6 protein-coding genes are annotated in these 12,770 nt (G+C 77.0%); 3 read left to right on the top strand and 3 right to left on the bottom strand.

What is annotated here, in order from left to right; all coding sequences use genetic code 11:
- The first annotated feature begins 402 nt into the window (after positions 1–402).
- Complete coding sequence (locus IHE55_RS21260; RefSeq protein WP_307826766.1) at positions 403–1,569, top strand: PQQ-dependent sugar dehydrogenase; 1,167 nt, start codon at positions 403–405, stop codon at positions 1,567–1,569.
- Between the two features lie 85 nt (positions 1,570–1,654).
- The gene (locus IHE55_RS21255; RefSeq protein WP_197990477.1) at positions 1,655–1,819 is read left to right on the top strand and encodes a DUF6191 domain-containing protein; all 165 of its coding nucleotides are present in this window, start codon (positions 1,655–1,657) and stop codon (positions 1,817–1,819) included.
- 572 nt (positions 1,820–2,391) lie between these two features.
- On the opposite strand, the gene IHE55_RS32355 is transcribed toward IHE55_RS21255, so the two are convergent.
- The gene (locus IHE55_RS32355; protein ID WP_307826765.1) at positions 2,392–5,508 is read right to left on the bottom strand and encodes a helix-turn-helix transcriptional regulator; all 3,117 of its coding nucleotides are present in this window, start codon (positions 5,506–5,508) and stop codon (positions 2,392–2,394) included.
- A gap of 1,563 nt (positions 5,509–7,071) precedes the next feature.
- Between IHE55_RS32355 and IHE55_RS21245 the strand changes: the two genes are divergently transcribed.
- Positions 7,072–7,473, top strand: a complete 402-nt coding sequence (locus IHE55_RS21245) for a VOC family protein (protein WP_197990476.1) — start codon at positions 7,072–7,074, stop codon at positions 7,471–7,473.
- 216 nt (positions 7,474–7,689) lie between these two features.
- Here IHE55_RS21245 and IHE55_RS21240 read toward each other — a convergent pair whose 3' ends face one another.
- Both IHE55_RS21240 and IHE55_RS21235 read right to left on the bottom strand, forming a co-directional pair.
- A complete protein-coding gene (locus IHE55_RS21240; RefSeq protein ID WP_197990475.1) occupies positions 7,690–9,906 on the bottom strand; it encodes an MMPL family transporter in 2,217 nt (738 codons plus the stop codon).
- A gap of 498 nt (positions 9,907–10,404) precedes the next feature.
- On the bottom strand, positions 10,405–12,516 hold the full coding sequence (locus tag IHE55_RS21235) for a phosphocholine-specific phospholipase C (RefSeq protein WP_197990474.1): 2,112 nt from the start codon (positions 12,514–12,516) through the stop codon (positions 10,405–10,407).
- Between the last annotated feature and the right edge of the window lie 254 nt (positions 12,517–12,770).

Below are 12,770 nucleotides of genomic sequence, written 5' to 3'. Positions count from 1 at the left end.
CCGGCGGTCGACGGTGGAACGGCCCTCGCCGGAGCCCGCACGGGGCCCGGCCCGGCCGGCCGGCTTTGCGGCGGGAGGCCCGTACCGGTGCGCGCCGGTCCGGCACGTACATGGGGGTACCCGGGAGGGAGGGCCTGACGCTCCGGCGGTTCCCCGCAAAGGCCCGTACGGGGGCCGGCCCGGTCGGCTCGCCCCCGCGGGGAACCGTACCGGAGGGGCCGGCCCGGCCGGGCGCGTCACCTCGGGAGCCCCTGCGGGGCCGGTGCGGCCGGCACCCCGGCGGCAGGTACGGCACCCGGCGGCGGCAGGTGCGGGTGTCCGGGCGCGGGAGCGGCCGGTGGACCGCGGTGTATAAGAACAGTGCCGTCTACCGTGGCCGCCGGGCCACCGAGAGGATCGACCGTGCGACGTCCTGGTGTGACCGCTGTGCTCACCGCTGCCGCGCTGCTCATGGCCGGTTGCTCCGACGGTGACGGCCCGCTCGAACGGGACCGCGGCGGGCAGCCGCGGTCGTCCGGCGCCGCCTCGCCCTCGGCCCGGCCGACGCCCACCGAGCCGGCCGCGCCGGCGAAGGGGTCGGCGAAGGTGGTGCGGACGGTGGCCACCGGCATCGAGACACCCTGGGGGCTGGCCCCGCTGCCCGACGGCGACCTGCTGGTCTCCTCACGGGACACCGGGAAGATCTTCCGCGTCGCGCGCGAGGGCGGCCGGCGTACCGAGGTGGGCACGGTCGCCGGGGTGGCCCCGGAGGGCGAGGGCGGGCTGCTGGGGATCGCGCTGTCCCCGCGCTTCGGCACCGACCACATGGTGTACGCCTACTTCACCACCCGTTCCGGCAACCGGATCGCCCGCATGCTCTACGACGCCGACCGGCCCGCCGGCGAGCAGCTCGGCGCCCCGGACACGGTGTTCCGCGGCATCCCCAAGGGCGCGGTGCACAACGGCGGGCGCATCGCCTTCGGCCCGGACAAGATGCTCTACGCCGGTACCGGCGACACCGGCGACCGGTCACTGGCGCAGGACCCGGAGTCCCCGGGCGGAAAGATCCTGCGGATGACCCCGGACGGGGAGCCGGCGCCGGACAACCCGGACCCCGGCTCGGTGGTCTACTCCTCGGGGCACCGGAACGTCCAGGGGCTGGCGTGGGACCGCGCGAAGCGGCTGTGGGCCACGGAGTTCGGCCAGGACGACTGGGACGAGCTGAACCTGATCCGGCCGGGCGGCAACTACGGCTGGCCCGAGGTGGAGGGCCGGGGCGGGGACGACGGCCAGGGGTTCACCGACCCGGTGGAGCAGTGGAAGCCGGCCGACGCCTCGCCCAGCGGGATCGCCTTCGCCAAGGGGTCCGTGTGGCTGGCCGCGCTGCGCGGCGAGCGGCTGTGGCGCGTTCCGCTGCGCGGCGGGAAGCCGGTGGCCGAACCGCAGGACTTCCTCAAGGGACGGTACGGGCGGCTGCGCACCGTGGAGGCCACCGACGACGGCGGACTGTGGCTGGTCACCGGCAACACCGACGGGCGCGGCGACCCCGGTGCCACGGACGACCGCGTGCTGCGGGTGGAGGTCTCCTGACCGGGGCGCGCCGGGGCCGGCCGCCCTACACTGGGCGGGAGCTCTGCCGTATCGAACGGTGGCCGCACGTGGAGACGGGGGCACGATGTTCAACCTCATGGAACAGCTCTTCGCACCGGGGCGCCGGCACACCGACGAGGAGCGCAACCGGCTCCAGCTCACCCGGGAGGACACGGGCGACGGCGACCCGGGCCGGGGGCCGATCGACCTCGACTCCGGACACGTGGTGATCGCCCCCCGCGGCCGGTGACCCGCAGCACCGCCCGTCCCCGCCCGGCCGGGGAGGCACGGCCGGTGTGACCCCCGGCCCGGTCCACCGTCCGGGTTCCTGCCGGCGCCCGGCGCCCCGCGCGACTCCGCCGGGCCGCCGCGCCCCGGGGCGTCCGGGCCGGCCGGATCCCCGGACATGACCTCCCGCACCGCCGCGCCCCCGACGGGATCCCCCGGCACCTCGCCGGCGTACGACCCGCGACGCCGCTGCCCGTGCCGCACCCCGCCGCCGCACCGCGCGTACCCCGCGAGGCCGCCGCCCGTGCCGCACCCCGTGCCCGTACGACGCCCGCCCGCCCGCGAACGCCCCGGCCGGCGTGCCCCGGGCGCCGCGGCTCCCCACGGGCCCGCCGGGTGCCACGGGTCCCCCGCCGTCCCGGCGGGGACGCGCGGTCTCCCCCGGCGCCTACCGGCCCGCCCCCCGCTTACGGCAGGCATGCCAGGTTCCCCCGCCTTCGCGGCGCACCGCGGAGGCGGGGCCGAGGGCACGCGACCGGTCAGGGGGCAAGGACCAGGGGGCGGGATCGGGGGGCAAGGACCAAGGGGGCGGGATCAGGGGGCCGGGGCGGAATCCGCGAGGCCGTCCACCAGGCGCAGCCGGTGGGCCAGGGCGCCCGCCTCACCACGGCCGGAGACCTCCAGCTTGGCGAGGATGTTGGAGACGTGGACGCTCGCGGTCTTCGGTGAGATGAACAGCTCCTCGGCGATCTGCCGGTTGCTGCGGCCGACCGCCACCAGCCGGAGGACGTCGCGCTCCCGCGGCGTGAGTCCCAGCGCCCGCGCCGGGTCGTCCCCGGCGGCCGGGCGGGCGGATCCCGCACCGGACGTCCCCGGACCGCCCGGCGCACCGGACGCACCCGCCCCGTCCACCGCGCCCGTCCCCGGCTCCGGCTCCAGCGGCAGCCGGGCCCGGCGGGCGAGCAGCCCGATCTCCTCGGCCAGCGGCCGGGCGCCGAGCCGCTCGGCCGTCCGGCACGCCAGGAACAGCAGCCGGGCCGCCCGGTCCCGGGCCGGCGGCGTGGGACGGCCGGAGCCGCCGGCCGTGTGGGTGAGCAGCGCCTCGGCCCACCGCAGCCGGGCGAGGGCGAGCAGATGGGGTATGTCCAGCGGCTCCACGGCGGCGGCCGCGGCCGCCCAGGCGTCGGTGTCGTCGCGGCCCCGGGCGCGCAGCAGTTCGGCGTCGAGCATCAGGGCGTGCGCCTGCCACACCGGGGCCGGCCGGTCCAGTTCGGCGGCCCGGCCGGCGATCCTGCGCAGCGTCTCCTCCCGGGTGGCGTCGGCGGCCGGCAGGCCCCGGGCGTCGGCCTCCACCGTCGCCGCCGCCAGCAGCAGCGGCCAGGCGTACCGGTGGGCGCCCGGTGTGAAGCCGGCGTCCAGCGCCTCGTCCAGGGCGGCGCGGGCCTCCGCCGGCCGGCCCCGGGCGGCGGCGAGCACCAGGGCGACGCGGACCAGCGGCAGGGTGTGCTGCTGCTGCGGGTCGTGGGTGCCGTACCGCTCGGCCGCCAGGGCCAGTTCGCGCTCCGCCGTCGCCAGGTCCCCGCGCCCCAGCGCCAGCTGGGCCAGCCGCGAGGCGGCGAGCCCCTGGGCGCGCCGGGCACCGGCGTGCCGCCGGGCCTGTCCGGCGGCCTCCGCGGCCTCGTCCCAGCGGCCCAGGGTGAACAGCGATTCGGCCTGGTTGGCGTAGACCCACGCCTGGGAGTCGGGCAGCCCGAAGCGGCCCAGGACCGCGATGCCCTCGTCGGCCGCCCGGACCGCCTCCGCCGAGCGGCCCAGGCCCTCCAGCACCGAGACCAGGTTGACGAAGCACCGGCCCAGCACGGTGATGTCGCCCAGCTCCACGGCGCGGGCGCAGACCTGCCGCATGTCGGCGAGGCCGGTCTCCGGGTCGCCGGCGTCGACGGTCAGCCAGCCCCGGGTGATGCGCGCGTTGAGTTCGGTGGCCTCCGCACCCACCTGCCGGGCGACCTCCACGGCGCGCTCGGCGGCGGCGAGGCTGTTCGGCTCGGGCCGGTGCAAGGCGCCCCAGACGGCCACCAGGGAGAGCACCTCGGCGTGCACCGCGGACGGCGGGAGGTCCCGTACCAGCTCCTGGGCGCGGCGGAGTTCCTCCCAGCCGTCGCCGCGGCCCAGCCCCACCACGATCCGGGAGCGCTGGGCCCAGAACCAGGCCGTGCGCAGCGGGTCGTCCCCGCTCTCCAGCTTGCGCAGCGCGCGCTTGATGATCGCCAGGGCGCGCTCCCGCCGGCCGGAGAGTTTGGCGGCCACCACCACCTCGGCGAGCAGGTCCAGGTGGCGCAGCGCCTCGTCGGGACAGCCGCAGGCCGGGTAGACCTCGGCGGCGTCGAAGGGGCGCTGGGCCTCGCGGACCTCGCGGGGGACGTCCTCCCACAGCTCCATGGCGCGTTCCAGCAGCCGCAGGCGCTCGGCGTGCGCGTAGCGCCGGCGGGCCTCGACGGCCGCGCTGAGCACGGCCGGGAGCGCCTTGGCCGGGTCGTGCGCGTGGTACCAGTAGCTGGCGAGCCGGGCGGCCCGCATGTCGGCCGGGACCAGGCCGGGGTCGGCCTCCAGGGCCTCGGCGTAGCGGCGGTTGAGCCGGGAGCGCTCGCCGGGCAGCAGGTCGTCCTTGACCGCCTCGCGGACCAGGGCGTGCCGGAACCGGTAGCCGTTGTCGTCCTCGCTGGGCCGGAGGATGTTGGCGCCGACGGCGGTGCGCAGCGCCTCGATGAGGTCGTCCTCGCCGAGGCGGGAGACGGCGAGCAGCAGTCCGTGCTCGACCACCGAACCGCCCTCGGCGAGGATGCGCACCACGCGCTGGGCGTCCTCCGGCAGCGCCTCGACGCGGACCAGCAGCAGGTCGCGGAGGGATTCGCTGAGACCGGTGGCGCAGCCCTCGCGGATGCTGCGGGCGATCTCCTCGACGAAGAAGGCGTTGCCCTCGGTGCGCTGGAAGACCTTGTCCACCAGCCCGGGGTCGGGTTCGGCGCCGTTGATGCCGGCGATCTGGGCGTGCACCTCGCCGCGGCTGAAGCGGGCCAGTTCCATCCTCCCGACGGTGCGGGCGCGTTCGGCCTCGGCGAGGAAGGGGCGCAGCGGGTGGCGCCGGTGGATGTCGTCGGACCGGTAGGTGGCGACCAGCAGCAGCCGGGCGCTGTGCAGGGACCGGAAGAGGTAGCCGAGCAGTTCGCGGGTGGAGCGGTCGGCCCAGTGCAGGTCCTCGACGGCGACGACCAGGGTGTGGTCGGCGGCGAGCCGTTCCAGCAGTCCGGTGGTCAGGCCGAAGAGCCGGGCGCGGGCGCCCTCGTCGTAGGACTCCCGGGCGGTCTCGCCGAGTTCGGGCAGCAGCCGGGCGAGTTCGCCCTCCTGGCCGGCGGCGGCTCCGCGCAGGTCGTCGCCGAAGCGGCGGCGCAGCGCGCGCAGTACGGCGGCGACCGGGGCGAACGGCAGTCCGTCGGCGCCGATCTCGACGCAGGCGCCCACCGCGGTGACGGCTCCGGCGGCCTCGGCCCGGTGCAGGAACTCCTCGATCAGCCGGGTCTTGCCGACCCCGGCCTCGCCGCCGACGAGCAGGATCTGGGTCTCGCCCGCGCCGGCCCGGGCGAGCGCCTGGTCGAGGGTGGTGAGTTCGTCGTCCCGGCCGACGAACACCGGGCTGACGGAGGTGTTCTGCACGCCGTCGAGGATCGCACACACGTCCGGTCGCGGCCCAGTGGGTTCGGCCGCGGGCGGAACGCCGGGCGGCACCGCGGTGGGGGTGCGGGGGCCGTCGTGGCCGGTGTGGTCGGCGGGGTCGATGTGGTCGGCGGGGGTGCAGGGGGCCGCCCGGGCCGGCGGTGGTGCGGGGGGCCGGGATCAGGCCGGCCACCGTCCCGGACGCGGCCCGGGCGGGTGGTCCCGTCCGCCGGTCCCGGACCGGCCGGGGCGGCGGGGGTGCGGGGGCCGGGATCAGGCCGGCCACCGTCCCGGACGCGGCCCGGGCGGGTGGTCCCGTCCGCCGGTCCCGGACCGGCCGGGGCGGCGGCGGGCCCCGGTGCGGCCGGCGTGGGGGCCGGCGGTCCGGCAACGACCGGCGGACGGGACGTGAGGCCCGGCGCTACGGCCGGGACGACCGGTGGACGGGACGTGAGGCCCGGCGCTACGGCCGGGACGACCGGTGGACGGGACGTAGAGCCCGGCGGTACGGCCGGGACGACCGGCGAACGGGACGTACGGTCCGCCGGACCGGGCACCGAACCCGGCGGACCGTATGAACCGTACGAGGTGACCGCCGGGCCCGGAGAACCGGACCGGGCGGCCGGCGCGAGGGCCCTGCGGGCCGGGCAGGGCGGGAGGGGTGGCCGGCACGGGCTCAGGCGACCGCGCCGCGGGGGCCGGGCCGACGCCTGTTCACCGCCCGGGCCGCTCACCCGCCCTCCGAGTCCGTGGCGTCCGGACCGGCGGACGGCGCGGCTGCGGCGGGCCTGGCCGGCCAGGCGCTCCCCGGCGGCGACGCGGCGCAGTTCGGCTCCCCGGGCGCGGTGGAGTTCGTAGTGGAACATGGCGGATCTCCCTGAGGTCGTGGCGGGTGGGCCCCGCCGGTCCGACGGGCTCTCGGCGTCCCGTCGTGCCTCCAGCTTCGTCGCCCAGGGGGGTGCGCCACATGGGGAGACCGCCTGATCTTCGCCCCCGCGGGGGCCTTAGGCCGCGGGTCCCGGCCGGCCGGAACGCCTTACCCGGCCGGCCGCCCGGGCCCCGGGACCGCCGCGGGGTAAGGCACCGGCCCGGACGGGCACCCGCCGCGCGGGTACGGGGGTCCGCCGCACCCCGCGCCGGGCCGGGCGCCGGCCGCACCCGCGCGGGCCACCGCGGCGCCCCCGGCCGCCGGACCGGACAACCACGGTCCGCCCCCGGCCACCGGACCGTGCGACGCGGCACCGCCCCCGCCGCACCCCGCGCGGGCAACCGCGCCGCCCCCGGTCACCAGGACGGGCACCCGCCGCCGACCAGCCACCGGACCAGGCATCCATCGCAGTGCCGGGCGCCGGACCGAACACCACCCCCGGCCACCCGACCCGGCGCCCGCCGCCGGACGACGGCACCCGCGGCCGGGGGCGCGCGGCGGGGCGTGGGTGGCGGCAACCCATGGGTGACAGCCGGGCGCCGGTCTGCTTACGATCACCGCACGGCATCGCACGTCGGTCACCGGCCGGGTGAGGCGCGGAGGTGCCGGGAGATGCCCATGGAGGCATGTCGGTCATGTCCGTCGAGTTGAACCACACCATCATCCACTGCCGGGATCGCCGGCAGTCCGCCGAGTTCCTGGCCGGGATACTCGGTCTGGAGGTCGGCCCGGAGTGGGGCCCCTTCCTTCCGGTCGCGACGGGGAACGGCGTCACCCTCGACTTCGCGACCGTCGATCCGAAGACGATCGCCCCCCAGCACTACGCGTTCCTGGTGCCGGAGGAGGAGTTCCCGGCGATGTTCGCCCGCATCCAGGAGACGGGGGTGCGGTTCTACGCCGACCCGGCGCGGACCCGGCCCGGCGAGATCAACCGCAACGACGGTGGCCACGGCGTGTACTTCGAGGACCCGTCCGGCCACTACATGGAGATCATCACCCGCCCGTACGGAAGCGGTGAGCCCTCGGCCGGCGCCTGACCGGCCCCGCGCTGACCGGCCCGCGCCCGCCCGTCACCGGGCGGGCGCGGCGCGGTACGCCACCGCCCTCCCGGGACCCACCTGACGGCGGACCGGCGGAACCACGGCCCGGGCCCACCGGCACACCCCGGACCGCCGCCCCGCCCGGACCGTGGGAGCGAAGGATCGTGCGGCGCGCGCGGCCAGGAGGGCAGCGCGGTCAGGAGGGCAGCGCGGTCAGGAGGGCACCCGCTCGCCCGGTTCCGCCGCCCGTGCGACGGGCAGCGCCACCGGCCCGGCCGCGGCCTCCTCCGGCGGTTCGACGGTGAGCCGCGGCAGCCGGCGGTCCAGCCACTTCGGCAGCCACCAGTTGGCGCTGCCGAGCAGGTGCATCAGGGCCGGGACGAGCAGGGTGCGCAGCACGAAGGCGTCCAGCGCCACCGCGGCGGCGAGTCCGATGCCGAACATCGCGATGATCCGGTCGCCGCTGAGCACGAAGGCGGAGAAGACCGCGATCATGATGACCGCCGCCGAGTTGATCACCCGGCCGGTCTCGGCCAGTCCCACCCGGACCGCGACCCGGTTGTCCCCGGTCTGCCGCCACTCCTCGTACATCCGGCTGACCAGGAACACCTGGTAGTCCATGGAGAGTCCGAAGAGCACCGACACCATGATCACCGGTAGGAAGGGCTCGATCGGGCCGGCGCCGCCCAGGCCGAGCAGACCGCTCCCCCAGCCCCACTGGAAGACCGCGACCACCACGCCGAAGGAGGACGCCACCGCGAGGACGTTCATCAGCGCCGCCTTGAGCGGGATGCCGATGCTGCGGAACGCGAGCAGCAGCAGCGCCGAGCCGAGGGCCACCACGACCCCCACGAAGAGCGGCAGCTTGCCGACGATCACCGAGGCGAAGTCGTCGTAGCCGGCGGTGATCCCGCCGACGTACACGTCGAGCGTGCCGCCGCGTTCGGCCGCCGGCACCACGTCCTCGCGGATGTGCTCCACCAGGTCGGAGGTGGCCCGGTCCTGCGGGGAGGTCTCGGGCACGACGGTGATCACCCCGGCCCCGGTGCTGCCCTGGTGCTCGGTGCCGCTGACCGCGGCGACGCCCTCGGTGGTGCGCAGGGTGTCGGCGAGGCGGGCGAAGGCCACCTTCTCGGCGGCGCTGCCGAGGTCCGCGACGAGGGTCAGCGGGCCGTTGACGCCCGGCCCGAAGCCCTCCTCGATCATGTCGTACGCCTGCCGGGTGGTGCTGCTGGCGGCGTTGTTCCCCTGGTCGGAGTGGCCCAGGTGGAGGGAGAGGGTGGGCACCGCGAGGACCAGCATGACCACCGCGGCGACCGCGCCCAGCGCCTTGGGGTGGCGCTCGACGAAGCGGGACCAGCGCGCCGCCGGCCCGGTGGGCAGTTCGGGCTGCGGCCCCCGCTCGCGCAGCCGCCGCCGCTCGCGGCGGCTGAGCGCCTTCATCCCGATCAGGCCCAGCAGGGCGGGGAGCAGGGTGACCGAGGCGGCAACGGTGAGGACCACGGTGAGCGAGGCGGCGAGGGCGACGCCGTTGAGGAAGCTGAGCCGGAGCACCAGCATGCCGAGCAGCGCGACGCACACGGTGGCGCCCGCGAAGACCACGGCCCGCCCGGAGGTGGCCACCGCCCGCCGCGCGGCCTCGGCGACCGGCAGTCCCTGCCGCAGGCCCCGGCGGTGCCGGGTGACGATGAACAGCGCGTAGTCGATGCCGACGCCGAGCCCGATGAGCATGCCCAGCATGGGGGCGAAGTCCGCGACCTTCATGGCGTGGCCGAGCAGCCCGATCGCGCCGTAGGCGGTGCCCACGCCGACCACGGCGGTGGCCAGCGGCAGCAGGGTGGCGGCGAACGAGCCGAAGGCGAGGAAGAGGACCACCGCCGCGGCGGCCAGGCCGATGACCTCGCTGAGGTGGCCCGGGGCGGTGGACTCGGTGAGGGCGACCCCCTCGCCGCCGAGCGCCACCTCCAGGTGGTCACCGGCGGCGGCCCGCGCGGTGTCCACCACCCGGGCGACGTCCGCGGTGTCCAGCGTGGCGGCCGGCTCGCCGAAGGTGACGGTGGCGTACGCGGTCCGCCCGTCGGGGCTGATCCGGGCCGCGCTCTCGGCACCGTACGGGCCGGTGACGGTGGCCACCCCGGGCAGGTCCTCGACGTCCCGCAGCACCTCGGTCATCCGGTCCTGGACCGCGGCGGCGCGGACCGTGCCCCGGTCGGTGTGCCAGACGATGGTGTCGGTGTCACCCGCCTCGGCCGGGTTCGTCCTGGCCAGCAGCTCCGCGGCGCGCGAGGACTCGGTTCCGGGGGTGTCGTAGTCGGTGGAGTACGCGGTGCCGGCGACAGCGGCGGCGGCGGTGACGCCCGCGAGGGCGGCCAGCCACAGCACGATGACGGCGACGCGGTGCCTCAGGCACCACCGGGCGAGTGCGGCCATGGACTGCTTTCGGGTGTCGCGCCGCTCACGGCGGGGCCGTTCGCGGCCGGGTGGGTCCCCGGCTCGGGCACGGAACGTACGGGCGGACGGGCGGAACCCGCCGGGCCGCCCTGGCGGCGCGCCGCGTTCCTCCTGCACTCTTGCACCCGGAAATGATCCTTTGTCCCCTTTGTGGGGCACTCCACACCGCCGCGCACGGCCCGGGGACGGCCGATCCGGAACGGGCCGGCCGTCCCGGGACCCGCTCCGGAACGGGCCGGGTACCGGGTCCCTGCCGCTCGTCCCGGCCCCGGCCCAGGGCCCGGGACCCAGCAGGCCCGGGCCCCCGAGCCGGTCGGTCCCGATCTCGGTCCGATCCCGCTCCCGGTCCCGGCCCAGGGCCCTGGGCCATGCCCCCGAGCCCGGGGGCCGGGGACCCGACGGACCCATGCCCCCCGAGCCGACCGGTCCCGGCCCCGGCCCCGGAACTCCCGGACCCGCCGGGCCCCGCCGTCCGGATCAGCCGCTGACCGAGGGGCGCCCGTTCTCGATGTGGCCGGCCAGCCGGCGGTGGAAGCCCGGATCGCCCTCGGCGGTCAGCGCGAGGTCGTACCAGCCCCGCCCCTCCCGGGTGGCGAAGTCCACGCTCCGGGTGGAGCGGCCCCGGACCGTGACGGTGCGCTCCCGGGCGTCCGGGTCGGCGACGTAGGCCAGCGGCCGGAGGGTGAGCCGCACCGGCCGCCGCCCCGTGTTGGTCACGGCCAGGCGCAGCACCCGCCGGCGGGCGTCGATGGTGCCGCGCACCCGCAGCCCGGCCGCGGCGCCGTCCGCGGTGCCCCGGAACTCGCGGCGGAAGCCGTTCGGGCCGGTCACCGTGAAGTCGTAGGCGCCGCCGGTGACCGGCACCTCCCAGGTGGTGACCTCGCCGGCCGCGGCGTCCCGGTGCTGCGGCGCCGGGTACTCGCCCGCGTAGGGGAAGAGCGTCAGGTGCGCGCTGCGGGTGCCGCTGTTGGTCAGCACCAGCCGCATCACCCCCTCCTTCGGCTCGTACGCCCCGGAGACCTCCGGCTGGTACGGCAGCGGGCGGGCCGGCCGGGTGCCCGGTTCCTGGCGCGGCATGCGCTGGTCGGCGGGCGGCACCGGGGTCCAGTGCCCGTTGTCCGGGGTGACCGGCGCGGGCCGGTGCAGGGACTGCGGGGCGGCGCTGCCGCCGAAGTCGAAGGCGCCGGTCAGGTCGCCGCAGACGGTCCGCCGCCAGTCGGAGATGCCGGGCACCTCGATGCCCAGCCAGCGCTCCAGGAAGCGGTTGGCGGAGGTGTGGTCGAACACCTCCGAGCAGACGTAGCCGCCGACCGTCCACGGGGAGATGATCAGCATCGGCACCCGCACGCCCAGCCCCAGCGGCTTGCCGTCCCACCACTCCCCGGCCGCTCCGGCGGGCGGGTTCGGCGGCACCACGTGGTCGAAGAAGCCGTCGTTCTCGTCGTAGGTGAGGAACACCGCGGTCTTCCGCCACACCTCGGGCCGGGAGGCCAGGGCGTCGAGGATGCGGTAGGTGAGGGTGGCGCTGTGCGCCGGGGTGGACGGGCCGGGGTGCTCGGAGTCCAGCGCGGACGGCACCAGGTAGGAGACCCGGGGCAGCGTGCCGGCCTCGACGTCGGCCCGGAAGGCGTCCGCCAGTGTGCCCCCGGTCACCCGCCGCAGCCCGCGCTCGAACAGCTCCCGCTCACCGGCGTCCAGCGTGCGCAGGCCCTCCTCCAGCCCGTCCAGCAGCCGCTTCCGCCGGTCGCCGGTGGCCTTGAGCACCTCGGTGTAGAAGCTGTTGGTGCTGCGGTGGCCCAGCCCGGCCAGCGCCTTCCGGGCGACCTCCTTGAACGGCCGGTAGAACTCGATGTTGTTGTCCTGGTAGTTGTCCCACTCCTGGTAGACGCGCCAGCTCACCCCGGCGCGCTGGAGGATCTCGGCGGCGGTGGTCCAGCCGTACCCGGGGTGGGTGTCCTCGGCGTAGGCGTCGTTGCCGACCGCCCGGCGGCCGTTCGCCTCGTACCCCGTGGTGCCGCTCACCCAGTAGTTGCGGTTGGGGCTGGTGGAGGTGTGGATGGCGGAGTGGTAGGCGTCGCAGATGGTGAAGGTGTCGGCCAGCTCGTAGTGGAACGGGATGTCCTCGCGCTGGAAGTGGACCATGGTGGCGGCTCCCTTGGCCGCGATCCAGTTGTTCATCCACCCGCCGTTCCAGGCGCGGGCGCCGCCCGCCCAGGAGTGGTCGAGCTGGCCGACGTACTGGAGGTCCTTGTGCTGCGCCGCGGCGGCGTCCCGGGCGGCGAACGGCAGCACGGTCCCGCCGCCGGGCGCCGGCTGGTGGAAGATGTCACCGCCGCCGGGGAGCCGTACGGCGTTGCGGTCGCCGAAGCCGCGGACGCCGCGCAGCATGCCGAAGTAGTGATCGAAGGAACGGTTCTCCTGCATCAGCAGCACCACGTGCTCGACGGCCTCCAGCCCGCCCTCCGGCGGGGTGGGCTGGGCGGCCAGCGCGGCCTGCAGCGACGGCGGCAGCAGCGAGGCGGCCGCCGCCCCGCCCGCGGCCCCCGCCCCCAGTGCGAACAGCCGCCGCCGTGAGATGTCCGATGCCACCGTGACCTCCTCCTGCTGCCTGATGTCGCTCGGAAGGTAGTGACGGCAGATGGCCCGGGGAAGACCGCGTGCCGACCCGGCGGTGAACGTCGCGGCCGGGTGGCGGTCCCCCGCGGGCGTATCCGCCCCGGACGGCACGCGCCTTCCCCGCCGCGCCGCGGTCACCCCTTCCGGCCCACCGGCCGGGGGCCGCGCACCATGTCTCCGGGGTACGGGCCGGGGGCCGGGCGGTGGCGGGCGGCAGGCGGCGGGCG

The sequence above is a fragment of the Streptomyces pactum genome, from assembly GCF_016031615.1.
GTDB lineage: Bacteria > Actinomycetota > Actinomycetes > Streptomycetales > Streptomycetaceae > Streptomyces > Streptomyces pactus.
This window is presented reverse-complemented; position numbering and strand designations above follow the sequence as displayed.

What these genes read in the sequence shown, in the direction of transcription:
- IHE55_RS21255 (WP_197990477.1), top strand. Translation starts at nt 1,655, where the DNA reads ATGTTCAACCTCATGGAACAGCTCTTCGCACCGGGGCGCCGGCACACC.
- IHE55_RS21245 (WP_197990476.1), top strand. Translation starts at nt 7,072, where the DNA reads ATGTCCGTCGAGTTGAACCACACCATCATCCACTGCCGGGATCGCCGG.
- IHE55_RS21240 (WP_197990475.1), bottom strand. Translation starts at nt 9,906, where the DNA reads ATGGCCGCACTCGCCCGGTGGTGCCTGAGGCACCGCGTCGCCGTCATC.